General features: G+C 60.8%; 23 protein-coding genes, 2 tRNA genes and 1 pseudogene. 10 read left to right on the forward strand and 16 right to left on the reverse strand.

The genetic code is table 11. From position 1 onward, the window contains the following. The 3 genes from ACZ5YV_RS04620 (at position 1) to mazG (ending at position 2,899) form a co-directional block, all read left to right on the forward strand. Positions 1-627, forward strand: a complete 627-nt coding sequence (locus ACZ5YV_RS04620) for a retropepsin-like aspartic protease family protein (RefSeq protein WP_464788789.1) — start codon at positions 1-3, stop codon at positions 625-627. Then, positions 624-1,925, forward strand: coding sequence for an MFS transporter (locus ACZ5YV_RS04625; RefSeq protein ID WP_464788790.1), 1,302 nt, complete (start codon positions 624-626; stop codon positions 1,923-1,925). Before ACZ5YV_RS04620 ends, ACZ5YV_RS04625 begins: the two co-directional genes overlap by 4 nt. Before the next feature lie 185 nt (positions 1,926-2,110). After that, positions 2,111-2,899 carry a nucleoside triphosphate pyrophosphohydrolase gene (mazG, locus tag ACZ5YV_RS04630; protein ID WP_464788791.1) on the forward strand — a complete coding sequence of 263 codons (789 nt, stop codon included), beginning with the start codon at positions 2,111-2,113 and terminating at the stop codon, positions 2,897-2,899. Positions 2,900-2,903: 4 nt separating this feature from the next. Here mazG and hflX read toward each other — a convergent pair whose 3' ends face one another. The 7 genes from hflX to dusB all read right to left on the reverse strand — a co-directional run bounded on the left by hflX (position 2,904) and on the right by dusB (position 12,210). Then, a complete protein-coding gene (gene hflX / locus ACZ5YV_RS04635; RefSeq protein WP_464788792.1) occupies positions 2,904-4,235 on the reverse strand; it encodes a GTPase HflX in 1,332 nt (443 codons plus the stop codon). Between the two features lie 65 nt (positions 4,236-4,300). After that, positions 4,301-4,792, reverse strand: coding sequence for an RNA chaperone Hfq (hfq, locus tag ACZ5YV_RS04640; RefSeq protein WP_449472323.1), 492 nt, complete (start codon positions 4,790-4,792; stop codon positions 4,301-4,303). 141 nt (positions 4,793-4,933) lie between these two features. Continuing rightward, positions 4,934-6,307 (reverse strand): nitrogen assimilation response regulator NtrX, encoded by a 1,374-nt coding sequence (gene ntrX / locus ACZ5YV_RS04645; protein ID WP_464779564.1) that lies wholly within the window; start codon positions 6,305-6,307, stop codon positions 4,934-4,936. Continuing rightward, complete coding sequence (locus ACZ5YV_RS04650) at positions 6,297-8,549, reverse strand: sensor histidine kinase (RefSeq protein ID WP_464788793.1); 2,253 nt, start codon at positions 8,547-8,549, stop codon at positions 6,297-6,299. The genes ntrX and ACZ5YV_RS04650 overlap by 11 nt, the downstream gene beginning before the upstream one ends. 93 nt (positions 8,550-8,642) lie before the next feature. After that, positions 8,643-10,085: a nitrogen regulation protein NR(I) gene (gene ntrC / locus ACZ5YV_RS04655; RefSeq protein WP_449472318.1), complete on the reverse strand. Its 1,443-nt coding sequence runs from the start codon at positions 10,083-10,085 to the stop codon at positions 8,643-8,645. Continuing rightward, positions 10,082-11,194, reverse strand: a complete 1,113-nt coding sequence (locus ACZ5YV_RS04660) for a two-component system sensor histidine kinase NtrB (protein ID WP_464788794.1) — start codon at positions 11,192-11,194, stop codon at positions 10,082-10,084. The genes ntrC and ACZ5YV_RS04660 overlap by 4 nt, the downstream gene beginning before the upstream one ends. Next, complete coding sequence (gene dusB / locus ACZ5YV_RS04665) at positions 11,191-12,210, reverse strand: tRNA dihydrouridine synthase DusB (RefSeq protein WP_464788795.1); 1,020 nt, start codon at positions 12,208-12,210, stop codon at positions 11,191-11,193. The genes ACZ5YV_RS04660 and dusB overlap by 4 nt, the downstream gene beginning before the upstream one ends. Before the next feature lie 102 nt (positions 12,211-12,312). Here dusB and ACZ5YV_RS04670 point away from each other — a divergent pair, with 102 nt between their 5' ends. Continuing rightward, positions 12,313-13,488, forward strand: coding sequence for a bifunctional 2-C-methyl-D-erythritol 4-phosphate cytidylyltransferase/2-C-methyl-D-erythritol 2,4-cyclodiphosphate synthase (locus ACZ5YV_RS04670; RefSeq protein ID WP_464788796.1), 1,176 nt, complete (start codon positions 12,313-12,315; stop codon positions 13,486-13,488). A gap of 4 nt (positions 13,489-13,492) precedes the next feature. Then, positions 13,493-14,005 carry a CinA family protein gene (locus ACZ5YV_RS04675; protein WP_464788797.1) on the forward strand — a complete coding sequence of 171 codons (513 nt, stop codon included), beginning with the start codon at positions 13,493-13,495 and terminating at the stop codon, positions 14,003-14,005. Here the strand turns inward: ACZ5YV_RS04675 and ACZ5YV_RS04680 are convergent. Both ACZ5YV_RS04680 and lipA read right to left on the reverse strand, forming a co-directional pair. Beyond that, the gene (locus ACZ5YV_RS04680) at positions 13,957-14,427 is read right to left on the reverse strand and encodes a type II toxin-antitoxin system RatA family toxin (protein WP_460988065.1); all 471 of its coding nucleotides are present in this window, start codon (positions 14,425-14,427) and stop codon (positions 13,957-13,959) included. The genes ACZ5YV_RS04675 and ACZ5YV_RS04680 overlap by 49 nt on opposite strands. Positions 14,428-14,431: 4 nt before the next feature. Continuing rightward, positions 14,432-15,389: pseudogene (lipA, locus tag ACZ5YV_RS04685) on the reverse strand (lipoyl synthase). Positions 15,390-15,433: 44 nt separating this feature from the next. Between lipA and ACZ5YV_RS04690 the strand changes: the two are divergent. From ACZ5YV_RS04690 to ACZ5YV_RS04700, 3 genes are read left to right on the forward strand one after another with little or no spacing between them, the layout of a single operon-like run. Next, entirely contained in the window at positions 15,434-16,087 is a 654-nt protein-coding gene (locus ACZ5YV_RS04690; protein ID WP_464788798.1) for a carbonic anhydrase, read from the forward strand. Further along, complete coding sequence (locus ACZ5YV_RS04695) at positions 16,087-16,854, forward strand: NYN domain-containing protein (RefSeq protein ID WP_464788799.1); 768 nt, start codon at positions 16,087-16,089, stop codon at positions 16,852-16,854. Before ACZ5YV_RS04690 ends, ACZ5YV_RS04695 begins: the two co-directional genes overlap by 1 nt. Positions 16,855-16,856: 2 nt before the next feature. Further along, positions 16,857-17,135: an acylphosphatase gene (locus ACZ5YV_RS04700; RefSeq protein WP_464788800.1), complete on the forward strand. Its 279-nt coding sequence runs from the start codon at positions 16,857-16,859 to the stop codon at positions 17,133-17,135. A 226-nt stretch (positions 17,136-17,361) separates the two neighbouring features. Here the strand turns inward: ACZ5YV_RS04700 and ettA are convergent, their stop codons facing one another. Beyond that, positions 17,362-19,047, reverse strand: a complete 1,686-nt coding sequence (gene ettA / locus ACZ5YV_RS04705) for an energy-dependent translational throttle protein EttA (protein ID WP_464788801.1) — start codon at positions 19,045-19,047, stop codon at positions 17,362-17,364. A gap of 102 nt (positions 19,048-19,149) precedes the next feature. Between ettA and ACZ5YV_RS04710 the strand changes: the two genes are divergently transcribed. Further along, the gene (locus ACZ5YV_RS04710) at positions 19,150-20,523 is read left to right on the forward strand and encodes a M28 family peptidase (RefSeq protein ID WP_464788802.1); all 1,374 of its coding nucleotides are present in this window, start codon (positions 19,150-19,152) and stop codon (positions 20,521-20,523) included. Between the two features lie 155 nt (positions 20,524-20,678). Further along, positions 20,679-20,891, forward strand: a complete 213-nt coding sequence (locus ACZ5YV_RS04715; protein ID WP_066523849.1) for a hypothetical protein — start codon at positions 20,679-20,681, stop codon at positions 20,889-20,891. A gap of 139 nt (positions 20,892-21,030) precedes the next feature. Here ACZ5YV_RS04715 and ACZ5YV_RS04720 read toward each other — a convergent pair whose 3' ends face one another. From ACZ5YV_RS04720 to ACZ5YV_RS04745, 6 genes are all read right to left on the reverse strand, one after another. Next, positions 21,031-21,339: a hypothetical protein gene (locus tag ACZ5YV_RS04720; protein ID WP_464788803.1), complete on the reverse strand. Its 309-nt coding sequence runs from the start codon at positions 21,337-21,339 to the stop codon at positions 21,031-21,033. Positions 21,340-22,017: 678 nt separating this feature from the next. Beyond that, positions 22,018-22,094, reverse strand: a tRNA-Pro gene (locus tag ACZ5YV_RS04725). 46 nt (positions 22,095-22,140) lie between these two features. Beyond that, complete coding sequence (locus ACZ5YV_RS04730; protein WP_464788804.1) at positions 22,141-22,299, reverse strand: hypothetical protein; 159 nt, start codon at positions 22,297-22,299, stop codon at positions 22,141-22,143. Positions 22,300-22,316: 17 nt separating this feature from the next. After that, positions 22,317-22,392, reverse strand: a tRNA-Ile gene (locus ACZ5YV_RS04735). A gap of 25 nt (positions 22,393-22,417) precedes the next feature. Continuing rightward, positions 22,418-23,455, reverse strand: a complete 1,038-nt coding sequence (locus ACZ5YV_RS04740) for a polysaccharide deacetylase family protein (RefSeq protein ID WP_464788805.1) — start codon at positions 23,453-23,455, stop codon at positions 22,418-22,420. 49 nt (positions 23,456-23,504) lie between these two features. Next, positions 23,505-25,304: a sensor histidine kinase gene (locus ACZ5YV_RS04745; RefSeq protein WP_464788806.1), complete on the reverse strand. Its 1,800-nt coding sequence runs from the start codon at positions 25,302-25,304 to the stop codon at positions 23,505-23,507. Between the last annotated feature and the right edge of the window lie 23 nt (positions 25,305-25,327).

Below are 25,327 nucleotides of genomic sequence, written 5' to 3' on the forward strand. Positions count from 1 at the left end.
ATGAATGGGGATCAGGCGGCTTCCAGCATCTGGTATGTGCTCGCGCTTGTTCTCGTCGACTCCGCTTTGCTGGCTCGCCGCATGCCCATGGCTGGCATGCTGCGCCTAGCACTGGTCTGGGTCGCCATATTCGCCGCCCTGCTGGGACTGTTTAAAATTGGTGAGAAAGCCGGACTTTTCTCCACCCGAATGGCTGTGGAAGGGGCAGGGCCAGTCTCGAAAGAAGCTCCGCCAACACCGCCTCCCGCCCGCGCCGAAGGTCAGGCGCTTCGCATTCCCATGGCACCTGATGGCCATTTCTGGGTCGAAGGAACAGTCAACGGCACTGCCACCCGCTTCCTCATAGACAGCGGCGCCAGCATAACAGCGCTTTCCGTCCCCTCCGCGCGTGCGGCCGGGCTCAATTTTGACCTGAGCGCTCCGGGCGTGTCGATGATGACCGCGAACGGCCAGATTGACGCCAAGCGTTCCTCCATCTCCACTTTGGCCATCGGCCCGATCCGGTCGAGCGACCTGCCCATCGTCATATCGCCCGCTTTTGGTGAGGTGAACGTCATAGGGATGAACATGCTGTCCCGGCTCAAAAGCTGGGGTGTCGAAAATGGCGAGATGGTACTCAATCCATGACGGCAACCTTGGCGCTGCGCGCACCGACCCAGCGCGAAAGGCTAAAGGCGATCGTCGGCGGTTCCACCGGCAATCTGGTGGAATGGTATGACTGGTATGCATATGCCGCCTTCACACTGTATTTCGCGCCGCATTTCTTCCCAAGCGAGGATCGCACTGCCCAGCTTTTAAGCGCCGCCGGGATATTCGCGGTTGGCTTCCTCATGCGGCCGATTGGCGCCTGGCTGATGGGCATTTATGCCGACCGGCATGGACGCAAAAGCGGTCTCACCCTGTCCGTTGCTCTCATGTGCGCGGGTTCGCTGCTCATTGCGGTGACGCCCGGCTATGATGTGATCGGGGTAGGGGCGCCCCTGCTGCTCGTCCTTGCCCGCCTGATGCAGGGTCTTTCGATCGGCGGCGAATATGGGGCCAGCGCCACCTATTTGTCTGAAATGGCGGGACGTGATCGGCGCGGCTTCTTCTCAAGCTTTCAATATGTTACGCTTATCGCCGGGCAACTTGTGGCAATTTGCGTGCTGCTTGTCCTTCAGGCTGCGCTGACCACTGCGCAGCTCGACGATTGGGGGTGGCGGATACCTTTCCTCATTGGCGGTGCCCTAGCCGTGATTGTCTTCTGGCTCCGCCGTGGGCTCAGTGAAACGCAAAGCTTCCATGCGGCGAAAGCCGAAGGAGCGCCGCGATCCGGCTTTGTCGAGCTCATCACCAAGCATCCTCGCGAAACGCTGACCGTGATGCTGCTCACTGCGGGCGGTACGATCGCCTTCTATGCCTATTCGATCTATATGCAGAAATTCCTGGTGAACACGTCGGGCCTCAGCCGGGAAACAGCGTCACAGATCAATGGCATAACCTTGTTCTTTTTCATGGCTCTGCAACCGCTGGCTGGCGCGCTTTCCGACCGGATCGGGCGTAAGCCGTTGATGATCGGATTCGGCATCCTGGGCCTGCTGTTCACCTATCCGATATTCGCGACGCTCGCCGTAACTCGCGATCCACTCGTTGCGGGCCTGCTGGTGATGGCGGGCCTGATCATCGTCACCGGTTACACATCGATCAACGCCGTCGTGAAGGCGGAGCTTTTCCCGGCCCACATCCGCGCCCTGGGCGTCGCGCTGCCATATGCCTTGGCGAACACATTGTTCGGCGGCACGGCCGAATTCGTGGCGCTCTATTTCAAGCAAATCGGCATTGAACAGGCATTTTACATCTATATAAGCGTCATGATCGCCATATCGCTGATCATCTACATCAAAATGCCCGACACTCGTCGCCACAGCCAAATCCGGGAGGACTGAAACGGGGAAATGCCGAACCGATAGGCGATCACTCATTACCTCTCTTCGCCGCGCAGCAAAGGCGTCACCCCGATCTATATTTAACATAATATATATTATCGTACAAAAATCAGTCCAGAAGGGATGGCCTTCCCCCAACCAAAACTCTATCTTCTCGCCACTTCCTTCTCGATTTCAGGACCCCCATGTCATCCAGCACCAAAGCGAGCCTCGCCGACATCATGCCGCTCGCCAACGTCATGGCCCGTCTTCGCGATCCTGACACCGGATGTCCTTGGGACATCCAACAGGATTTTGCCAGCATCGCTCCCTACACGATCGAGGAAGCCTATGAAGTCGCCGACGCGATCAAACGTAACGACATGTCCGCGCTCTGCGACGAACTCGGCGACCTCCTGCTACAGGTAGCCTTCCACAGCCGAATGGCCGAACAAGCCGGACACTTCAATCTTCAGGACGTCATCGACGGCGTCACCGACAAGATGATCCGCCGCCATCCGCACATCTTCGGCGAAGGTGCCGAACGCGAACATGGCCATGCCCAATGGGAAGCGATCAAAGCAGCCGAACGCGCTGCAAGGGAACCCGACAGCAGCGCTCTCGCTGGCGTTGCCAACGCGCTCCCCGCACTACTCCGCGCCGAAAAGCTTCAGAAGCGCGCCGCCCGCACCGGCTTCGACTGGCCCGACACCCAAGGTGTAGTCGCGAAGATTGAAGAGGAATTGCAGGAAGTTCACGACGCCACATCGCCCGAAGAACATCAGGAGGAGGTCGGCGACCTGCTGTTCGCCGTGGTCAACCTGGCCCGGCATCTGAGGGTCGATCCGGAAGCCGCGCTACGGGCCGCCAACGCGAAATTCGAAGCCCGCTTCCGCGTCATGGAACAGACCGCGGGCAATGGATTTCAGAGCCTCGACCTCGATGGAAAGGAAGCTCTCTGGCAGCAGGCCAAACGCGAATTGGCCTGCCGGTAACCGGTCAAGAAGCCGCGCGTTTGCTGAAACGAGCAAGGGCGGAGTCAGATAGCCGAACCTTGACCACAAGCTCGCTATCCACCGTTTGGCTTTCTATCACTTCACCATGCTCGTGCAGCCAGGCAACGGCAGCGCCATCCGCCAACGGCACCCGAAGTTGATGGATTTGCGCCCCAGCAGTCAGTCTGGCGCTTATGCATCGTTGCAGATCATCCACGCCATCTCCGGTCAGGGCGGAAAGGATCACGACATCCCCGCGCCGCTCCGCGATTTCCCGAAGTTGCGCAGCTTCTTCCTCACCCAGCAGATCAAGTTTATTCCACGCCTCGATAATCGGAGGGGCGTCGTCCCCTGCTCCGCCCTCAAGAGCGCCCTCACCCGCAACACCAAGCTCACTCAGCACATCCAGCACATCATCGCGCTGCGCCTCGCTATCAGGATGGGCGATGTCGCGGACATGTATAATGAGGTCAGCAGACAGAACTTCTTCCAGCGTGGCGCGAAACGCCGCGATCAGTTGCGTGGGAAGATCCGACACAAAACCGACCGTGTCCGACAGGATCGCCTTGTCCAATCCCGGTAATGCGATCTGGCGCATGGTCGGGTCCAGCGTCGCAAACAGCAAATCTTCCGCCATGACATCGGCGCCCGTCATGCGGTTGAAAAGCGTGGACTTTCCAGCATTGGTATAGCCGACGAGCGCGATCACCGGCCAAGGAGCTCTTTGCCGCCGCGCCCGATGCAGACTGCGGGTACGGGTCACCTGGTCAAGTTCACGCCTGATCTTCGCCATGCGATCCCGGATCATCCGCCGGTCGGCCTCGATCTGCGTTTCGCCGGGACCACCCAGGAACCCAAAGCCGCCGCGCTGCCGTTCAAGGTGGGTCCAGCTGCGCACCAGCCTGCCCGCCTGATAATCAAGATGGGCCAGTTCGACCTGAAGGCGTCCTTCATTGGTGGCCGCGCGTTCGCCGAAGATTTCGAGGATCAACCCCGTTCGGTCGATCACCTTGGCTTCAGTAGCCTTTTCAAGATTGCTCTGTTGAACCGGGCTCAAAGCGTTGTCGATAATGACCAGTTCGGCTTCTTCCATCCGCGCCAGGGTCGCGATCTGATCGACCTGGCCACTTCCGAACAGCGTTGCGGGCTTCCGATCACGCACGCGAAACGCCTGCGCCGCGCGTACGTCGATCCCTATCGCCAGAGCGAGGCCCTTCGCCTCCTCCAGCCGGGCATCACTGTCGCGCCGTTCCACTCCATGAGTGTCAGCGCGCACGACCACGGCCCGCGCGCCGCGCGATACTTCGTCGGCAGAGTCCCGGTTGAAGACGGCCATAAGCGCCTAACGCATCAGGCGCCGACCCGCCTCATCAGAAGGCGGGCCGTACCGAAATAGATTGATCAATCCTCGCCCTCGCCTTCGCCGCTCAGGTCGAGCGCATGGAGAGGTTGGACAGTGGAGATGGCGTGCTTGTAGACAAGCTGCACCATGCCGTCGCGTTCCAGCAACATGCAGAAAAGATCGAATGCAGCGATCTCACCCTGCAACATCACGCCGTTGACCAGGAACATGGTGACGGGGCTACCGGACTTGCGGACGGCGCTCAGGAATATTTCCTGAAGCAGCTTGGGCTTTGAATTGCCGTCGCTCGCCTTGCGAAGGTCGGTCAGGTCCATCGACTGAGCGGGCATCACGGTGGAGATCGCGTGCTTGTAGACAAGCTGCGACTGTCCGTCGCGCCGCAACAGAACCGAAAAATTATCAAACCAGGTGATGATCCCTTGCAACTTCACGCCTTTTACCAGGAACATGGTCACGGGCGTCTTGCTCTTGCGCAGGTTGTTCAGGAATATGTCCTGAAGATTATTGAGTTTTTCTGCCATGGTCTTCACCTTATTGGCGGGACGTTACCCGCTCTTGCACCCCTGGGCAGGGTGTCTTGCCCGCCCCCGCTCACCGGGGGCAATCAGAAAGCTACCGCAATTGCGAAGGGGCGTCCATGCCCCAGATGGGCTATGGCTCATCCCCTTGCATCAATTGTCTTTTCCATCCGTGATCCCAAGCAGCTTGAGCTTGCGGTGCAATGCAGATCGTTCCATGCCGATGAACGTGGCCGTTCGGGATATGTTGCCGGAAAATCGCCTGATCTGAATGCGCAGATATTCGCGTTCAAAACTTTCCCGCGCTTCCCGCAACGGCGCCCCCATGATGGCGGACTGACCCATCCCTTCGCCCGCGCCATTGCTGGAAAGCTCGCTAGGCAGCATGTCCAGCTCGATCCGCCCTATCCGCTCGCCCGGAGCAAGGATCATTGTCCGCTCGATGACGTTGCGCAGCTGGCGAACGTTGCCGGGCCATTCGTTCGCCTGAAGCGCGGCCATGGCATCACTGGCGATCTCGGGCGACGGCACCCGCCGTTCGGCCGCGAAACGTGCGAGATAATGCTCGACCAGCGGAGGAATGTCATCTCGCCGTTCCGACAAGGAAGGGATGATGAGGGGCACCACGTTGAGGCGATAGAACAAGTCTTCCCGGAACCGCCGCTCCTCGATTTCTGCTGCCAGGTCCCGCGCCGTCGAAGAGATGACGCGTACGTCCACCTTCACCTGCCGTTGCCCGCCCACGCGCGTGAAGCTCTGGTCCGTCAGAACCCGCAATATCTTGCCCTGCGTCGTGACGGGCATGTCTGCGATCTCGTCAAGGTAAAGCGTGCCGCCATGCGCCTGCTCAAGATAGCCGGGACGCACAAGGCCGCTGGGGTCTTCGACGCCAAACAGTTCCTCTTCGACCCGGTCGGGGTCCATTCGCGCCGCCGCGACGATGATGAAGGGCGCATCGGCCCTCCCGCTCCAGCTGTGAAGCATGCGCGCCGCGACTTCTTTGCCCACGCCCGCAGGACCCGAAATCAGCACCCGGCTGCCCGTGCCGGCGACCTTCTTTATCGTCGCCCGCACCGCATTGATCGCGGCCGAAGTGCCCGTCAGTTCGTCATCCTGCCCAAACCGGGCACGCAGGACCTGATTTTCCCGCCGTAATCTCTCGGTTTCGGTAGCCCGCGCGACCAGATGCAACAGCCGGTCGGCTTCGAACGGCTTTTCGATAAAGTCCGCCGCACCCTTGCGGATCGCGGCCACGGCCGTGTCGATATTGCCATGCCCCGAAATCATGAGCACCGGAATGGTCGCGTCGCGCTGTTTGATCACGTCGAGCAATTCCAGACCATCCAGGGTCGACCCCTGAAGCCAGACGTCCAGCAGGACCAGCGAAGGACGTCTGGTATCCAGCGCCTCGATCGCGCTGTCGCTGTTGGCAGCAGTGCGAGTGGTAAAGCCCTCATCCTCAAGCACGCCCGCGACCAGATCACGGATGTCCTCTTCATCATCGACTACCAGAATATCAAGCGCCATTGGCTGTCACTTTTCCCTTGGGCAATGCTACGACCTGCCCTTCTTCCAATTTCTCAAGAGCGGCTGTGGGGAAGCGCAACGTAACGCTCGTCCCTCCGCCTTCCGCATCTTCCAGGCGGATTTCGCCCATATGTTCCTCGACGATCTTCTTGACGATGGCGAGCCCCAAGCCGGTCCCCTTGCTGCGGGTTGTCATATAGGGTTCCAGCACCCTCTCCCGCTCCGGCGGAAGCCCGATCCCGTCATCGCTGACGTTGATGAGCAGATTGCCGTCCTCCTGACCCACCGTCATGCGAACATGACCACGGACACCGCCCTCGGCAGGTTCGGGCTTGGGTTCGATAGCCTCCACGGCATTTTTGACGATATTGGTTAGCGCTTGCCCCAGCTGTCGTCGGTCACAAACAAGCTCCATATCATGCGGCCCGCCGCGGAATTCAAATTTAACGTCGGGATGCGCCACTTCGTGCAGGAACAGGGCATGACGGGCTATATCCGCAACAGCCTCGCGGCGGAACACGGGTTTGGGCATCCGGGCGAACGAGGAGAATTCATCCACGATACGCCGCAGATCGCCTACCTGCCTGACGATGGTCCCGGTCAGGCGGGTGAAGGTGGCCTTGTCGCTCGTCACTTCCTCGGCATAGCGGCGCTGCAAGCGCTCCGCCGCGAGCTGGATGGGCGTCAGCGGGTTCTTGATCTCATGCGCAATCCGACGAGCCACGTCGGACCATGCGGCGCGCCGCTGATCGGACAATTGCTGCGTGATGTCGTCGAACGTCAGGATGTGACGCGATGCGTCTTCGGACACTTTGACTGCCAGGGTCCGCATTTCGCCGTGCGCGCGCGTCTGCACGATCCCCGCCCCCTCCTCCGAAGCGATAAGAGCCGCCAGTTCCGGCGAAACGGCGCTCAACGGTCGCCCTACCGGATCATCGCCGTCCTTCACCAGAATGGCGGCGGCCGAACTGTTGAGAAGCAGGATCACCCCTTCCCTGTCCACCGACAAAACGCCTGCCGAAACGCCTGACAGGATGGCCTCGATGAAGGCGCGACGTTCATCCAACTGGCTGTTCGCGGCGACAAGCGCGCCTGTCTGCGCCTCCAGCCTCTGGGTCATCCTGTTGAAGGCAGATGCGAGCGTTCCGATTTCATCGCGGGACTGCGGGCTGGTGACACGCGCGGACAAATCACCTGCCGTCACTCGCCGGGCGGCGGTCACCAATTCATTCACCGGGCGAACCATCCAATCCGCAACCGCCAATGCAATATAGACCGCTATGCCGACCAGCAGAAGCGATCCTACGAACAGAGCGACGTTAAATCGCAGCTGAAGGGCGCGTGATTGGGCAGCGAAGATATCGTAATCGGACAGGACCTTCTGCGCGCGCTCCACATTGCTGAATGCGGTCGAACCGGAATCCCGAGTGGCATAAAGATAGATTTTCGCGCCGGGGTAGAGCAGCGTCACCGCCTGAATCTGGTTTGGCTTCGCTGCAACAACAACATTCTCGCCTGCTTCCAATCTCTTGACGACATCGGGTGACAGCATTTCTGAAGCAGGTCGGCTATCCGGGTCGACCGTCGCGGCGGTGCGTGCCACCCCGTCCTTGCCGACCTCGATGATCGCCGAACGATTGAGTTTTCGCGTGACGACCTGGTAAATATAGCCTTCTGCAAAGCGCGGGCTCGATACTTTCGACTGGCCGAGATAATCTCGCAAGTCGCTCGCCATGGTCACCGTTTCGTCGCCCACCTCGCGAAGATTTTGCTCATAATAGCCGCGAGCGAGATCGCTGGCATTTTGCAACATCCCGCGCGCGCTGTCAGAAAACCAGAATTGTACGCCATATTGGAACAACAGCGACGCGAAGATGACGACCAGCAACATCGGGACGCTGGCCACGATCGAGAAGATGGCTACCAGCCTGACGTGAAGTTGCCCGTCACTCCCTATCGCGGACTGTGCGGCGCGGCGCTTCGCGACCCGGCGTCCAAGCAACACGAGAAGCGCGATCGCCGGAACCAGATTTCCCACCAGCAGCAACGCGACGATCGGCGGCGTAAGCAGCGTGTATGACTGCCCCTGACCCGACAACAGGAAATAGGTGATGCCCGCCGTTCCAAGGAACAGCATCAACGTGACCGCCTCCACCAGCGGAGCGAGATGACGTCGAAGGAAGGGCGGAAAATATCTCTTCCATGCCCGACCTCGCGTGGAGAGAGTCACTGCACCTTCCATAGTGGCTTTCTTACAACAACGCCGTGCCTGATCAAACACAGTATTTGGGACACATCGTCCCTTGGCCGAACACCTGTGTCGTTTCGTCCCGGCTCAGTCCGACACGCGCAGTTGCAGCGGGTCCAAACCATAGTCCGTCAACTTCTTGCGCAACGTGTTACGGTTGATCCCCAGCAACCCCGCGGCCCGGATCTGGTTACCATCCACGCTCGCAAGCGTTTCCTGCAACAGGATCGGTTCGACGACCGCCAGCATATCATCATGCAGATTCCGGTTGGGCTGTCCGATGCCGATCCCCAACTGCCGCTTTGCCCATTCGCGCACGGCCAGGACCAGTTGATCGGCGGGTGCGGCATAATCCGGAGGCACCAGGTCCAGCGGCAAGCTGTTGCGCAACACCTCCCCCGCGATCACGGTCTCGCGGCTCAGCACCGCCAGCCTTTGCATCAGGTTCTGAAGCTCACGGACATTGCCCGGCCAATGATAGGCCATCAGCAATTGCGCGGCATCATCCGACAAGGTCTTTCGGGGCAGCCCCTCCTGCGCGGCGCGTTCCAGGAAATGCCTTGCGAGGAGGATCACGTCCTCCCGCCGTTCGCGCAAGGCAGGCAAGGGAATGGGCACGACATTCAGCCGATAATAAAGATCTTCCCGGAACCTGTTTTCCTCGATCAGCTTGGGAAGGTCCTTGTTCGTGGCTGCAACGATGCGCACATTCACCCGCACCGGCTTCGATCCACCGACCGTCGTCACCTCACCTGATTGCAAGACCCGCAGCAGGCGAGTCTGCGCCTCCATCGGCATGTCGCCGATCTCGTCGAGGAACAGGGTTCCGCCCTGCGCCTGCTCGAACTTCCCGGCGGTACGGACATTGGCTCCCGTAAACGCGCCCTTTTCATAGCCGAACAGTTCGGCCTCGATCAGTTCGCGTGGGATTGCGGCCATGTTGATGGCGACAAATGGCTTGGTACGGCGCTGCCCCAGCCCATGGATCGCTTCGGCGACAAGTTCCTTCCCCGTACCCGACTCACCCAGCACCAGGATGCTGAGATCATTGGACAATACCCGCGCGATCGTCCGGTAAACCTCCTGCATGGCGGGAGATCGCCCGACGAGAGGCAGTCCGTCGTGGGGAAGGCCATCCTCCTGATTGCCCTCCTCGGCCTTGTTCATGCCGAGGGCGTCACCGACCGCCCGCGCCAATTCATTGAGGTCGAACGGCTTGGGGAGATATTCGAAGGCCCCCTTCTCCGTGGCGCGAATAGCGGTGTTCAATGTGTTCTGCGCCGACAATATGATCACGCTAAGGTCTGGCCTGCGCTCCAGGATCTCCGCGACGCCGTCCAGACCATCGCCATCCGGCAGCATGACGTCAGTTATGAGCACATCCGGCGCGAAACTGTCGATCAGGGCGCTACGCTCCCGAATGGACGACGCGGTCTTTACCTTATGCCCCTGCCGCCGCAGCGCTTCCCCGACCACCATGCAAATGGCGGGATCGTCATCGACGACCAATATCGACCCGGTGGTCGTCATGCTCCCATCCCCATGGGAAGCAGGATTCGGAACGTCGATTCGCCCGCGTCTGAATCGCGTGAATATTGGACGAACCCATTCATGTCCCGCACCAGCTTGTCCACCAATGCCAGACCCAGCCCCTGCCCATCGCGCTTGCCCGTGATGAAGGGGTTGAAGAGGTGATCCAATATATGTTCCGGCACGCCCGGCCCATTATCGATGACCAGTATCTCGATAGGCAATACCGCGCTGCCCTTTCCATCGCCCAGCACGACCGACACGCCATGGCGGAACGCGGTTTCAACGCGGATGCAGGGTTCTTCGACTTCCTCCAACGCCTCAGCAGCATTTTTCAGCAAGTTGAGCATGATTTGCACAAGCGCATCGTCATTGATGACGGCAAATGGCAATGACGGATCGTAACGTTTTATAATTCTTATATTTCTTGCAAAACCGGCAGCGGCGATGTTGGCCGCCCGATCAATCATGGGATAGATGTTGCCCGGTCGGCATTCCAGCCTGTGATCGGTCGTGAAATCCTGCATACGATCGATCAGGGCGGCGATCCGATCGACCTCGTTGCAGATCAACTGGGTCAGCACGGCGTCGCGTCCATCGTTGCCGGACTCCAAAAGCTGTGCTGCGCCACGGATGCCTGATAGCGGATTCTTGATCTCATGCGCCAATATGGCTGCGGCGCCCATGGCCGATCGCGCGCCGCCCGCAGTGCCACGATGGCCAATCTGCCGCGCATGGCTTTGAGCGTGGATCGACACCACCCGCCACCCTTCATGGTCGACAATCGGTGCGATCATCAGATCGACTTCCATCTCCGCCGTTCGCCCCGCATGCACCTTGACGTCATAAGCGGCTATCGGCTTGCTGCTATGCCAAATGTCGAAGCGAGAACTCGCGTCCGCCATCCGAACCGTGCGCGTGACATCGCTTCCCACGATCGCAGATCGCGCCATGTTGAGCAAAGTTTCCGCCCGGACATTCGCATCGGCAATGCTGTTGTCCGGCGCCACGATCAACGTCGCCACGGGGAGTGCGATCATCAATTCCGACGGTGATGGTCCGTCCTGCTGCATCCGGGGCGGCGGGACGGTCGTCAGTGGCATGGTCATGCCGCCTTGCGGGTCTCGATCGCTCCGTCCGGGGCAATCAGCGGCTCGTAAAAGCGCGCCAGCATATCCAGCACCACGTCGCCATCCGGCTCCTGATTCACAGCGTTACGAAACTCCGCCGATCCGGTAAGACCCTTGGTATACCAACCGATATGCTTGCGAGCCATGTTGACGCCGGTAAGGCCGTCATAATGCTCGATCATCGCACGATAATGCTCTGTTATCAGCTGATATTGCTCAGCGAGCGAAGGATCGGGAAGACGCTGCCCCGTGCGGAACCAGTGCATCACCTGTCCGATCAGCCAGGGCCGCCCATAGGCGCCACGGCCGATCATGACGCCGTCCGCCCCGCTTTGCTCCAGCGCCGTTTCCGCATCTTCGATCGAGCAGATGTCGCCATTGACAATCACGGGCAACGACACGGCGTCCTTCACATTCCGTACGAACGCCCAATCGGCGCTACCCTTGTACATCTGGCAGCGCGTCCGCCCATGTACAGTGATCATCTTCGCACCCAGATCCTGCGCAATCCGCGCCAGTTCAGGGGCATTGAGGCTGGCATGATCCCACCCCATCCGCATCTTGACGGTCACGGGCACATCGACGGCCTTCACCGTCGCCTCGATCAGCGCGGCGGCCAGAGGCAGGTCGCGCATCAGAGCGCTGCCCGCATCGCCGTTCACAACCTTCTTGACCGGACAGCCCATATTGATGTCGATGATCGCCGCGCCGCGATCCGCATTCAGCTTCGCGGCTTCGGCCATCTCCTGCGGTGAGCAGCCCGCAAGCTGCATGGACACTGGCTCCTCTACTGGATGCCAGGCCGCCTTCTGCAAAGACTGCCGTGTCTCGCGGATCATGGCCGCGCTCGCGATCATCTCCGTCACGTTCAGTCCCGATCCGTAACGGCGCACCAGCGTGCGGAACGGCATATCCGTGACGCCAGTCATCGGCGCCAGGATCACGGGCATGTCGATCGTCACCGGACCAACGGAGATGGGGGAAATTATGCGCATCACCAGCTTTGCCTAAAAAACAGGCAGCCCTTAGCGGAAAAGCGGCGATGCGGCAAGCAAGCCGTCTGGCGGAGCGATCCACCGTTCGCTACACGCGCTGCGATGACAGGGAGCAATCAGAGGGTCGCCGCGCTGGTACTTGCAGCTGGCCAAGGCAGTCGCGCCGGGGGCGATGTACCCAAGCAATTTCGTCACATTGGGGGCAAGGCCATCATCACCTACTCCATTCAGGCGCTGGCGGCTCATCCGCTAGTCGGTGCGGTCTACCTGGTCATCGGCGCCGGGCAGGAGGAAACAGTCCGGTCGCTGATTGACGAGGACCAGGTCACGTCGATCGTCCAGGGTGCGGACAGCCGCCGCGGATCCGTTCATGCGGGGCTTGAGGCTATCGCTGCCGCCGGTGGTGCCGACAGGGTGTTGATCCACGATGCTGCCCGCCCTTTCCTGTCCGCTTCCATGATCAATCAACTGCTGGCTGCGCTCGACTTCGCGCCGGGCGCCATCCCCGCCCTCCCCGTCGCCGACACATTGGTAAGGTCAGCGGGCGACCTGGCGGGCGACATTGTGGATCGATCAGCGCTTTTCCGGGCGCAAACCCCACAAGCATTTCACTTCGACGCCATCCTCACCGCGCATCGCAATTGGGACGATGGGCGCGAAGCCACCGATGATGCCCAGATGCTCCGTCAGGCGGGCCATGACGTCACTCTGGTTCCCGGCGACGAAAGGTTGGAAAAATTGACCTACCCTCAAGATTTCATCCGGGCCGAAGCGCTGCTGGCATCACAGCGAACGACCCGCGTCGGCATGGGCTATGATGTCCACCGGCTCGCTGCGGATGAGGAGCTTTGGCTTTGCGGCGTTCAGGTTCCCCATGAAAAGGGACTCGCGGGGCATAGCGATGCGGATGTCGCAATTCACGCGATCGTCGATGCCATGCTCGGCGCTCTTGCCGCAGGGGACATCGGCAGTCACTTCCCCCCATCCGATCCGCAATGGCGCGGCGCGGCGTCCTCCCGATTCCTCGAATATGCGCGAGATCGGGTGACGTCCCGGGGTGGCTGCATCGACCATATCGACGTCACGATCATCTGTGAGGCTCCGAAGATCGGCCCTCACCGCGATGCCATGCGCCAGCGCATCAGCGAGTTGCTAGCCATCCCGCTCGATCGGGTCAGCGTGAAGGCCACCACCACCGAACGCCTGGGCTTTGCCGGACGCCGCGAAGGCATTGCTGCACAAGCCGTTGCAACCATCTCCCTCCCCGCGCTATTCTAACCCCATGCCAGATCGCATCCTCCCCACCTCGCTGGTGGACCTCGCCGAGCGCGTCATCATCGCCAATCGTCGCGCTGGCCGCACTATCGCTGTTGCGGAAAGCTGTACTGGCGGTCTTGTGTCCGCTGCCCTCACCGAAATCGCCGGGTCTTCGGAGGTTTTTGAAGCAGGATTCATCACTTATTCGAATGACATGAAGAATGAGCTGCTGAAGGTCTCTCAGGACGTTCTGGAAACCTTCGGAGCCGTTTCCATCGCCACCGCCTGGGCAATGGCGCAGGGCGCTCTCACCAAAAGCCACGCCAATGTAGCCGTTGCCATTACGGGCATCGCTGGCCCCGGCGGCGGATCAGAGCAAAAGCCGGTGGGCACCGTCGTTTTCGCTCGCGCTGAACGCGGCGGCAACCCGGACAAGGTCGTCGCCGACATGCGCCATTTTGAGGATAGCGGCCGGGGCGGCGTGCGCCTTCAGGCGGCGCTTTGCGCGCTAGAACTTCTGCTGCCCGAGTCGCCGTAAAGTTCCGCCGCGCGGGTTTCGAACGCGCCGATCATCTTGCGCAGAGCCTTGTCGAACATCTGCCCGGCGATCATCTCGAACAGACGATTCTTGAACTCGAATTCGACCTCGAAATCGACAAGCACGCCGCCCTTCCCGTCATCGCGGAACCGCCACTGGTTGTGAAGATGCTTGAGCGGGCCTTCCAGATAGTCGACGCGCACGAAATCAGGCCGATGCTTGTGCACGCGCGACGTGAAGCTTTCCTTGATGCCTTTGAAGCCGACGATCATGTCGGCAACCATCTCCGAATCACTGTCCTGGCGAACGCGGATCGCGCTGATCCACGGCAGGAATTCAGGATAGGACGCCACATTCGAAACAAGGTCGAACATCTGGTCAGGCGTGTAGGGAAGCGGCCTTGTTTCGTGATGTTTCGGCATGTTTTCAGCGCGCTGCCCGTGCCAGCTGAGCCTCACGCGCCGCCCGCATCTCGGCGAAATCCTTGCCCGCATGATAGCTGGAACGGGTCAGCGGGCTCGATGCCACTTGCAAAAAGCCCTTGGCGCGCGCGATCCCGGCATAGGCATTGAACGCCGCAGGGGTCACGAACTCCATCACCTTGGCATGCCTCGGCGTAGGCTGCAGATATTGCCCCATGGTCAGGAAATCGATGTCGGCCGAACGCATGTCGTCCATCACCTGATGGACCTCCAGGCGCTCTTCACCCAGGCCGAGCATGATCCCCGACTTGGTGAAGATCGACGGGTCCAGCTTCTTCACCGTCTCCAGCAACCGCAGCGAAGCATAATAACGCGCACCGGGGCGAATCGTCGGATACAGGCGGGGCACCGTCTCAAGGTTATGATTATAGACATCCGGTCGCGCAGCCACGATCATCTCGACTGCGCGTTCATGCTTGTTCCGGAAGTCCGGGGTCAAAATCTCGATCGTCGTGTCCGGAGTCGTCCGCCGCAACGCTTCGATCACCTTCACGAACTGCGAAGCGCCGCCATCAGGCAGATCGTCGCGATCGACGGAAGTGATGACGATATGCTCCAGCCCCATTTCCGCGCAAGCGTCGGCCAGATTTTGCGGCTCGTTCGGATCGACCTTGCGCGGCATGCCGGTCTTGACGTTGCAGAAGGCGCAGGCCCGCGTGCACACGTCACCCAGGATCATCACCGTCGCATGCTTCTTGGTCCAGCATTCCCCGATGTTCGGGCAAGCCGCCTCTTCGCAGACCGTGGCCAGCCCCTTTTCCCGCATCAGCTTCCGGGTTTCGTTATAGCCCGGACTCGTCGGCGCCTTCACCCTGATCCAATCGGGCTTGCGCGCACGTTGCGGAGTGGCTTGCACAGGTAGCGGAGCGGTGTCTGTCATGCGCCATCAAATAGCGATGCATGCCCACTCTTGCCAGCCCCCAGATTGTTGGGCAGAGACTTGGGCATGACCGACTTTTCCGACATGCTCGAAGGCTATCGCCGCTTCCGCAACACCGGCTGGACTCAACAACGTGGCCGATGGGATGAATTGAGCGAAGGGCAAAGCCCGCGCGTCATGGTCATCGCCTGCTCCGACAGCCGAGTCGATCCCGCGCAGATTTTCGACACCAGCCCCGGCGAGATCTTCGTGGTCCGCAATGTGGCCGCGCTTGTGCCCCCATTTGAAACTAATCCGGGCCATCATGGCGTTTCGGCCGCGCTGGAGTTTGCCGTTCAGGTGCTCAAGGTTGGCGAGATCGTCGTCATGGGCCATGGCAAGTGCGGCGGCTGCAAGGCGGCCCTCAGCCAGGAACTGAAGGATGCCCCTCCCGGAGAAGGTGGCTTCATCCATAACTGGATAGACATGCTTGATGGCGCGCGGGAAAAGGTCGTCGAACGCTTCGGCGACGATCACGGCCGCGACGCGCATCGCGCCATGGAGCAGGAAGGGGTCAAGGTCAGCCTTGCCAACCTGCGTACCTTCCCCTGCGTCCGCACCAAGGAACGCAGTGGCGAATTGAAGTTGGTCGGCGCATTCTTCGCGATTGCAGACGGGCAACTGCATCTGCTGGATGAAGCGACTGGAGAATTCCATCCGGCGGCGCTGGAATCGGCCTGATGCCCTCGGCGATCCCCAGCGGCAATGTCGCCCTGTTGATCGACGCAGACAATGCCTCCGCCGACCATTTCGATCCGGTGCTGACCGTTCTCGCAGAGCTGGGAACAGTCAATATCCGCCGCGCCTATGGCAATTGGAGCAAGCCCTCGCTCAAGGGCTGGGCGCGGCAGGCCGTGACTCAGGCCATCGAAACGCAGCAGCAATTCGACCTCACCAAGGGGAAGAATGCCACCGACATGAAGATGACGATCGACGCCATGGACCTGATGGCGGGCGGCCGGGTCACGGGCTTCGGCCTCATGTCGAGCGACAGCGATTTCACGCCGTTGGTGACGCGCATCCGTCAGGAAGGGATCGACGTCTATGGCTTCGGTTCGGACAAGACACCCGAAGGCTTCCGCCGGGCCTGTACCCGCTTCATTGACGTTGCCGCGCTCGCCCGCTCGCTGGCGGAATCGGCCTCCGAAGCGATACCGGAGCCGATGCAGCTTGACGTCTCGACCAAAGCCGCCGCGCCAGCCAAGAATGAATATAAGAAGGTGGATGATGAAGTCATCCGCCTCCTGATAGAAGCCTATGACGCGGCCAAGCGCGATGAGAAGGGCTTTGCCGCGCTGGGGCCGGTCGGCCAGCGCGTCGGCAACCGATCCAGCTTCGATGTGCGCAATTACGGTTTCAAGCGCCTGTCGGACCTGGTGCAGGCGATCCCCAATTTCATCACCGAGACGCGGGAAAACGGCCAAACCTGGATCAAACGGGTGCATTGACGATGATCGTCGCTCGGCACCTCATGATACTGGGCCGGGTGCAGGGCGTATTCTATCGCAATTGGGCAAAGCAGACGGCTACCGAGTTGGGCTTGACCGGATGGGTCCGCAATCGTCTGGACGGCAGCGTCGAAGTGCTGATCGAAGGCGCCGATAAGGCCGTGGAACGCTTCACGGCTCTGGCCGCTGAAGGTCCTCCAGCAGCTCAGGTGGCGCGCGTCGATAAGGCTGACATGCCTGTCGAAGGTTCGAGGTCTTTCGAGAAGCAGCCGACCTGCTAGGGCCGCCCCTTCCCGCCCCGGCGGGACATCTCGCCAGCGACCGCTTCTGACCAGCAGCACAAAAAAAATGGCCGACCCAATCGGGCCGGCCTGAAAGTTTTAGGAGAGGATGCCTGAAAGGCCTCTCCGATATGTGGTTCACACCGCCATTGTGCAAGTGCGAAGGGCGAGGATGTCGTTGCGCTAATTGCAATCATCCGTCACCGCACGCGCCGCACAACTACCATCAGCGCGTGAGTTTCTTGTAAGCCAGGCTCGTCGGCCGATCGGCGGCATCGCCCAACCTCCGCCGCTTATCCTCTTCATACATTTCAAAGTTGCCCTCAAACCACTCGACATGGCTGTTGCCTTCGAACGCAAGAATGTGGGTGGCAAGACGATCGAGGAAGAAGCGATCGTGGCTGATCACCACGGCGCAACCCGCGAAGTTTTCGATCGCTTCTTCCAGCGCGGCCAGCGTTTCGACGTCAAGGTCGTTAGTCGGTTCGTCGAGCAGCAGCACGTTGCCGCCCTTCTTCAGCATCTTGGCCATGTGCACGCGGTTGCGCTCACCGCCAGACAGCTTGCCGACATTCTTCTGCTGGTCCTGCCCCTTGAAGTTGAAGGCGCCGACATAGGCCCGCGTCGACATGTCGTGACCGTTGACCTTCACATAATCGAGGCCGTCCGACACCTCTTCCCAGACATTTTTGGATGGGTCCAGATGATCACGGCTTTGGTCGACATAGCCCAGGCGCACGGTCGAACCGATGTCGACCTCACCCGAATCCGGCGTCTCCTGACCAGTGAGGATGCGGAACAGCGTGGACTTACCCGCGCCGTTCGGCCCGATCACGCCGACAATCCCGCCGGGCGGCAGAGTGAAGGACAAATCCTCGAACAGCAGCTTGTCGCCATAGGCTTTCGAGATGTTCTTCGCCTCGATGACCTTGCCACCCAGCCGTTCGGGCACCTGGATAACGATTTGCGCCTTGCCGGGGGTGCGGCTTTCCTGGCTTGCGACCAGCTGTTCGAACTTGGCGATACGCGCTTTCGACTTGGTCTGGCGTCCCTTCGGTCCCTGCCGAATCCACTCCAGCTCGTCCTTGATCGCCTTCTGCCGACCCGATTCCTCGCGGGATTCCTGTTCCAGACGCTTAGACTTCTTTTCGAGGTAGGTCGAATAATTGCCTTCGTACGGGAAATATTTCCCACGATCGAGTTCCAGGATCCAACCCACGACATTGTCCAGGAAGTAGCGATCGTGGGTGATCATCAGCACCGCACCCGCATATTCCTTAAGGTGATTTTCCAGCCACTCCACGCTCTCCGCGTCCAGATGGTTGGTCGGTTCGTCGAGCAGCAGGATGTCCGGCTTCTGGATCAGCAGGCGGGTCAGCGCGATACGGCGCTTTTCACCGCCGGAAAGGCTTTCCACCGACCAGTCGGACGGCGGGCAGCGCAGGGCCTCCATTGCGATCTCCAGCTGATTGTCGAGCGTCCACCCATCGACCGCGTCGATCTGTTCCTGCAATTCGCCCATCTCGGCCATCAGAGCGTCGAAATCAGCGTCTTCCGGCGGATCGGCCATGATCATGCTGATCTCGTTGAACCGGTCGAGCTTGTCCGCGACTTCCCGCGCGCCGTCCTTCACATTCTCAAGCACATTCTTGGCAGGATCGAGCTGCGGCTCCTGCGCCAGATACCCCACGGTGATGTTCTCACCCGGCCATGCCTCACCGCTGTAATCGGTGTCGATGCCCGCCATGATCTTGATCAACGTCGATTTACCGACGCCGTTGGGACCGACGATGCCGATCTTGGCACCGCGATAAAATTGCAGGTTGATACCATTCAGCACCGGCTTTGGCGCGCCGGGGAAGGTCTTGGTCATGTTCTTCATGACGAAGGCGTATTGCGAGGAGGCGGACATGGCTTGAAGACGCTCCGAAGGACGAATGAGGTAAAATCGCGCCGGAGTTAGCGAAGCCCGGCGCCATTGGCAAATGCGGGATGGCTGGCTAAGCCTTCACCCATGCAGAAAATCCGATCGGGCACCTTCGCCGCGCTCCTTCTCGGCAGCATCGCGTCCCCCCTTCCCCTCGCCGCCGCGCCTGCGGATACGACGGCGATTCGAGAGGCCGCGTTGCAGGACAATATAGCTTGGGACTTCATCGAAGGGCTGACGACGGAAGTCGGCCCCCGCCCAGCCGGAACGCCTCAGGAAGCCCGCGCCCGCGAGTGGGCCGTGGCGAAGCTAAAGGCGCTCGGCTTCTCCAATGTGCGATCCGAACCCTATAAGATGCCAGCCTGGGTCCGCGGCCATGACGAGGCGCGCATCCTCTCCCCCTTCCCGCAAAATCTGACGGCGGCGGCGCTGGGAAATAGCGCGTCCACGTCTGCCAATGGCATCGAGGGCGAAGTCATATATTTCCCCACCCTTTCAGACCTGCAAGCAGCACCCGACGGCAGTCTGAAAGGCAAGATCGCCTTCGTCAGCCACGCCATGGCCGCAACGCAGGATAGCAGTTCCTACAGCCATTTCGGCGCTACACGCCGTCAGGGGCCAAGCATTGCATCGAAAAAGGGGGCGACCGCCATCGTCATACGGTCGATCGGCACGGACCACCACCGCCTCCCCCATAGCGGCGTGCAGATGTGGGCCGATGGCGTAAAGCCGATCCCCGCAGCCGCGCTCAGCACAGTGGACGCAGACCAACTGACGCGCATCCTTTCCAGAGGACAGCCGGTTCGCCTGCATCTAACTCTCACATCCAAAATGCTGAAGGACCAGCCGTCGGGCAATGTCATTGCCGAACTGCCGGGCACGGACCCGACGGCCGGGATCGTCCTTGCCGCCTGTCATATCGACAGCTGGGATCAGGGCACCGGAGCGATAGACGACGCCTCTGGGTGCGGGATCATCACCGCCGCTGCGCTTCATGCCGCAAAGGCTGGCCCGCTCCGTCGAACGATCCGCATATTGATGGCGGGCGCAGAGGAAGTGGGCGGCGACGGGGGCCGCGCTTATTTCACGGCACATGGTGGCGAACGGCACGCCGTGGCCATGGAGTCCGACTTTGGCGCTGACCGGGTCTGGCGCGTCGATTTCAAACTACCCGCAGGGCATGAGGCGCTTTCGGAACGAATTGCCAGCACCCTCTCCCCGCTCGGGATCGCGCCCAGTCGTCTGGCGGCAGGCGGCGGATCTGACATCGAGCCGCTCGTCAAAGCGGGCGTCCCCGTCATTGATTTGCAGCAGGACGGCACCCGCTATTTTGACATTCACCACACCGCCGACGACACGTTAGACAAGGTCGATCGCGCTCAACTGCAACAAAATGTCAGTGCCTGGGCGGTTACGCTTTTTGCAATCGCCGATGCGGCGGAATCACTGGCGGTTAAGTGAACTTCTGTAGTAGACAACACTCCGTCGCGTGATTCCGTCGCTTCACCGACGCAGAAAAGCATTGATTTGTGCAGCGCACACGTTAATGCGGGTCGCTCGCGTCGAGCGTGTTAAAAATATGCCGACGCGGCAATATGCTATGGGAGCCGTACACAATGAAGAAGATCGCTGTTGTTTTCGCTTCGGCCGGCCTGATGGCCCTCGCCGCTTGCGGTGAGAAGCCGGCCAACGAGACCGCGAACGCTTCGAACGCTGTCGTCGAAAACGTTGTTGAGAACGCTGCTAACGCAGCCGACAACGCTGCGAATGCCGCTAACGCTGCTGACAACGCTGCGAACGCTGCTTCGAACGCTGCAAACGCCGAATAATCTTCGCGTCAGCAAGATTTTTAAGAGGGCGGGCCGTCTAACGGTCCGCCCTTTTTCTGTGTGTGCTATCCGGGCGATGCCTAGGCTTGGACGGCTTCGGCCAAGATTGGAATCAGTAGATTGAGAGCGGCGCGCCGTTCTATCTGCGGCTGAACCCCCCGCTCGCGGCAAAGAAACCAAGCGCCAAGGTTCCGGCTGAGGTCATAAACGTGACAACAGATCGCGCTAAGGACCAAGGCCGGTCGGTCAACTCCAAATACTCCTTCATAAATTGAATCTTTTGCGCGCCATTCATCTGAGCATTCTCCAACAACGCTTTGATTTCGCTTGCGCCAACTATGCTGCAAGACTCCTGTAGCAGCGCGCCTGCAACTCCGCCGAGCAGGGCTGCGAGGAGCGGCACCGCTCCCATATAGATGACCCTATCCAATTTGGTTTCAGGCAGCATCTGCGCCTCCCTTGTTCATATGAATTAAAACGGGCGACCCTTTCGAGCCGCCCGCCGTGTTCCGACAAGTCTTAGAGCCGCATTTTGTGTGGAGTAACAGCTTCTGGGGAAAATCCACCGCCTGCCGCAGGGTCCAAGGAATAAGGCGGATCGTGCCAGTCAGACAGAGTATCGTCAGTGCGTTTTAGTTGGATCAACTAAGCGATAGCCCATGCCCTGCCGAGGCGTCGGGGGAAGTGGCTCACCCTTCACCACGGTGCGTTCTACACCAGTCTTTCCGCCACGCGGTCCCAACTGTTCGTATTGACCCGACCGAGGCGCAGTGGTGCCGGGCCGGTAAGTCTTATTAACCATAGATAGTCCTTCATTGAACTTCGAATCGTTTCGAAGCATCAACATCATGGCGCACCGAATTGTAAGATCAACCCCCAAATGTACTTGTTATAGGTATGATTTGTTCTTCTTTTAGTCTCTCAATGCGCCATTGCGACGCTGCGGGGAGCTAGTTGACGAAGAAAGGTCCTTTACATTCCTATTGCGAGGCTCGGGAAAACGTGAAGCAGGCAGGGTCGCGCACTCCCCTTCGAGCCATGGGCTACCCGAGTACCACCACAACGCTGCCCCACAAATGGACCAGATTTCCCTTTAAGGTATTGAAAACACTGTACTTCGTGAAAGTGGTCGGGGAGACAGGATTCGAACCTGCGACCCTCTGCTCCCAAAGCAGATGCGCTACCAGGCTGCGCTACTCCCCGACGTAAGGCGCCTTAGCGGCGAATAACGCGTCCCGTCAATCGGCCATCACCGGAACAGCAGCCACAATATGATGATTACCGGTATCGGAATGCCGATCAGCCACAGCAATATACCCTTGCCCATGATCATTGGCCTCCATCCATCTGCCCCAAGGCTGAAATGGATGAGTGGGGGCCGATGTTCCGGCCCCGTTCGGATCTGCATAGAGGGATAGGAGATAGTGGTGGGCCCGGCAGGACTCGAACCCGCAACCTAGCCGTTATGAGCGGCCAGCTCTAACCGTTGAGCTACAGGCCCCACCTGCCCGACCGGATAAGCAGCATCACGCCGCTTGGCAAGCCCGTCTCGGCACCGGCACTGTCGCCAATAATTGATCCAGCGACGCGGCACGGACATTCCGCCGTGCAAGGTGATCCAGAACCGTGTCCCACCACCGGTAAAAGGCAGCCTGGTCTGCCGCATCACGGACATAGGGCGTGTGGCCCGGCTCCAGCGTCGGCGAATGAAAACTGAAGTTTAGCACTGCCGCGCCCTCTTCGATCAGGGCGTCGATCGCCCTTGTCGCGTCACCCACCGGCACGCCCTCCGGCGTCAATGGAATGCGGCTGAACATGCCCGTTCTCGCCAATCCCGATGCCAATGGGCTGACATTGCGCATATTCTCGTAAAGCCGCTCGCCCCCACGCCGCAGCAGCCCGGTGAAGGCGGTCGAAAGCGGCAGTTCCACAAGCGATCGTTCCGGCCCAGCCCAATAGGGATTGATCGGCAGGCCGCGAAAATCGGGTCCATGCTGGCCGCTATAGTCAAACCGGCTTCGCACGGAGCTATCCAGACGAAATCCCGCCTGCTCCAACAAACGCGCACTATTATGACCCACGCCATAACGCCCCGCCCGATAGGCAGTGGGGCGCTTTCCGAAACGCTCGGCAATGCGCTGGCACAGCGTTTCCAGCTTGGCCCGTTCCAGCGCTTCGGGAAGGAAGCCGGCATAGCTGTTCGCCTCCGTCACCTCCTCCACATGCGGCGGGTTGACCCAGGGATGCAGATGCGCGCCCACATCGGCCGCGCCGTCCGCGACCCATTGCGCCATCATCCCGGCAGCGGCATCGCTATCGATGACCGGATAATCGGCGACATAGATCGGCTTCACTCCGGCCGCCTGAAAATAGGCTTGGCCGCGCGCCATCCCGGCCAGCGCGGTCACGGCGTGACCGTCACGGCTGAATGGCGCGTTCCAGTCAAACTCCTCCTCGGTATCGACGAACAGCATGAACCGCGTCCCGAAATCGGGGGATAGCGCGATCATGTCGTCCGGCATCGGAGCGCGCAGCAGACTGCCGTCATGGGGCGAAGCGTTCATGCCCTTTCCCCTAGCCCCTCAATGGTTGCGATAGGGTTTCGCGCAGGGATCAGAGGCTCCCGGCCGCGTCCTCTGCCGATGTTATGGCGGGCATCGAAAGCAGGAATCGGTCAGCTTCGATCTGCAACGCGCCACCGCATCCCGCCGCAAGGCTCCGGATCAGCCGTAGTGAAAAGCCAAGGCCCAGCAGCGGCCCGTCGGCCCAGTCGCCATCGGCGGTATAGCCCGGGTCCAGCAGCCGCTCATCCTCCATCCCGTCAAGGCTCGCAGGTCTGTCGACCGCCAGCATCACGCACCCATGCCCGCCATCCGGCTGGAACCAGCACGCCCCGCTCAGCGCTTCGCCGGGCGCTGCCACGGAAACGACCGTCCGCATCAGATGCTGCACCATGCGTTCACCCTGCACCGGGTCGATCCGCACCATCGGTAGCGCTCGCGCCAAATTGATGTCGATCTGCGCGCCATTGCCTTCGCCCTGTTCGCGGAACCGGGCGGAAACCTGCGCGATCAGCAGCGCCGGATCGACGGCGCTCGGCGCCTCCGCCCCTTCACCTCGCGATACACGGGCGGCCAGGTCAAGGTCATCGAACGCAGCCAGCAAATGCCGGGCGTCCAGCGCGATCTTTCCCGCCATCTCGCGATATTCCGGCCCACTCGGCCCGAACAGCTCCTGCTCGATAATGTCCGCAAAGCCCAGGATGGCGTTCAACGGCGTGCGCAGCTCATGCACCAACTGACGCAGCGAGTCCGCGGAAAGTCCTGCGACAGACACCGGCTCGGCCTGTGGCGGAGCGGCGACTTCGTGCAGATAGGGGCGGCGCGCCTGACCGCGATAGCCCTGAAAACGGCCTGATCTTGGATCAAAGAATGGCGTTGCGGAGAGGCGCCATTCCCCGGCCATCGCGCCGCCGACGACAGTATAGCGTCCATTCTGAAACCCGCTGCGCCGCATAAACGCGCCCGCGACGCTGCCGTCCGGCCCGCTCGCCCCCGCAACAGCCACCTCACCCAGAGACAGCCCGATCAGCGCCGCGCGCGGCCCCTGATCGACCCAGATGATCATGCCCGTGGCGTCAGTCTCGAACGCAAAGGCGTTGACGACCTCCGCCTGCCCGGTGTCAGCCCGCGGAACGACCACATCGGGCACCCGCCGCGCACTGGTGAAGCGTTCGATCCGGTCCACAAGGTTGCGAATCTGATCATCGCCCACCGGAACGTCATCCGCCGGTTCATCGGCAGGCTCCTCGACCGCTGCTTCCTCTACGTCCGCCGATGGAGGCAACTGCTCGGCAGGCGCCATCATCGCGGGCGTCAGCAGCATGTCGTCCGCCTGCTCGCCGGGCTCCACCATCAAGTCGCTCGTCAGTACAAGGTCGGCCGCGCCAAACGCTTCCAGCGCCTGCTGCGTCCCGGCTCCCAGATCGCGTCGTCCGCGCAGCACACCGCGCGCGGTCGGGGTAAGGCGAGGCAGTAGGGCGATCCACGCGACATCCGGCAGCCGCGCGCGCGACATCGCCGCCGCCGCGATCGCCGGACGATCATTGGCGAAAAATTCCACCAGCGCGGGCGAACGAAGGCGGCCGCCCAGTTCGACCACCGTGGCGATCCGCTGCGTTTCCGACAATTGGGATTGCAGCGCCGCAAGCCGGTCCAGCAGCGCGGCCCGCTCCTCATCCGGCAAGGTGCCGCGATCCGCGCGATCATTCTGCGCGAGCAGGTCGACGCACTGACGCCACAGCGTCACCGCGCCCAGGCCGCTTCTATTCTCTGCGGCCAGAACCGTCTGCATCAGATCGTTGAAGCGCACTCTATTCCCCTTGAGGACTTCCAGCGATGTGCAGAACTTCATCACGGAAGGAAATCATACCGCAG

This window comes from Sphingobium sp. TomTYG46, assembly GCF_055396345.1.

Bases quoted from the DNA above. Each gene is read 5' to 3' on its own strand.
- ACZ5YV_RS04650 (WP_464788793.1), bottom strand. From the start codon at position 8,549: ATGGAAGGTGCAGTGACTCTCTCCACGCGAGGTCGGGCATGGAAGAGA.
- dusB (WP_464788795.1), bottom strand. From the start codon at position 12,210: ATGCGCATAATTTCCCCCATCTCCGTTGGTCCGGTGACGATCGACATG.
- ntrC (WP_449472318.1), bottom strand. From the start codon at position 10,085: ATGACGACCACCGGGTCGATATTGGTCGTCGATGACGATCCCGCCATT.
- ACZ5YV_RS04660 (WP_464788794.1), bottom strand. From the start codon at position 11,194: ATGACCATGCCACTGACGACCGTCCCGCCGCCCCGGATGCAGCAGGAC.
- hflX (WP_464788792.1), bottom strand. From the start codon at position 4,235: ATGGCCGTCTTCAACCGGGACTCTGCCGACGAAGTATCGCGCGGCGCG.
- ACZ5YV_RS04695 (WP_464788799.1), top strand. From the start codon at position 16,087: ATGCCCTCGGCGATCCCCAGCGGCAATGTCGCCCTGTTGATCGACGCA.
- ACZ5YV_RS04745 (WP_464788806.1), bottom strand. From the start codon at position 25,304: ATGAAGTTCTGCACATCGCTGGAAGTCCTCAAGGGGAATAGAGTGCGC.
- ACZ5YV_RS04710 (WP_464788802.1), top strand. From the start codon at position 19,150: ATGCAGAAAATCCGATCGGGCACCTTCGCCGCGCTCCTTCTCGGCAGC.
- ntrX (WP_464779564.1), bottom strand. From the start codon at position 6,307: ATGGCGCTTGATATTCTGGTAGTCGATGATGAAGAGGACATCCGTGAT.
- ACZ5YV_RS04690 (WP_464788798.1), top strand. From the start codon at position 15,434: ATGACCGACTTTTCCGACATGCTCGAAGGCTATCGCCGCTTCCGCAAC.
- ACZ5YV_RS04730 (WP_464788804.1), bottom strand. From the start codon at position 22,299: ATGCAGATCCGAACGGGGCCGGAACATCGGCCCCCACTCATCCATTTC.
- ACZ5YV_RS04740 (WP_464788805.1), bottom strand. From the start codon at position 23,455: ATGAACGCTTCGCCCCATGACGGCAGTCTGCTGCGCGCTCCGATGCCG.
- ACZ5YV_RS04715 (WP_066523849.1), top strand. From the start codon at position 20,679: ATGAAGAAGATCGCTGTTGTTTTCGCTTCGGCCGGCCTGATGGCCCTC.
- ACZ5YV_RS04700 (WP_464788800.1), top strand. From the start codon at position 16,857: ATGATCGTCGCTCGGCACCTCATGATACTGGGCCGGGTGCAGGGCGTA.
- ACZ5YV_RS04620 (WP_464788789.1), top strand. From the start codon at position 1: ATGAATGGGGATCAGGCGGCTTCCAGCATCTGGTATGTGCTCGCGCTT.
- mazG (WP_464788791.1), top strand. From the start codon at position 2,111: ATGTCATCCAGCACCAAAGCGAGCCTCGCCGACATCATGCCGCTCGCC.
- ACZ5YV_RS04670 (WP_464788796.1), top strand. From the start codon at position 12,313: ATGACAGGGAGCAATCAGAGGGTCGCCGCGCTGGTACTTGCAGCTGGC.
- ACZ5YV_RS04720 (WP_464788803.1), bottom strand. From the start codon at position 21,339: ATGCTGCCTGAAACCAAATTGGATAGGGTCATCTATATGGGAGCGGTG.
- ettA (WP_464788801.1), bottom strand. From the start codon at position 19,047: ATGTCCGCCTCCTCGCAATACGCCTTCGTCATGAAGAACATGACCAAG.
- ACZ5YV_RS04675 (WP_464788797.1), top strand. From the start codon at position 13,493: ATGCCAGATCGCATCCTCCCCACCTCGCTGGTGGACCTCGCCGAGCGC.
- ACZ5YV_RS04680 (WP_460988065.1), bottom strand. From the start codon at position 14,427: ATGCCGAAACATCACGAAACAAGGCCGCTTCCCTACACGCCTGACCAG.
- ACZ5YV_RS04625 (WP_464788790.1), top strand. From the start codon at position 624: ATGACGGCAACCTTGGCGCTGCGCGCACCGACCCAGCGCGAAAGGCTA.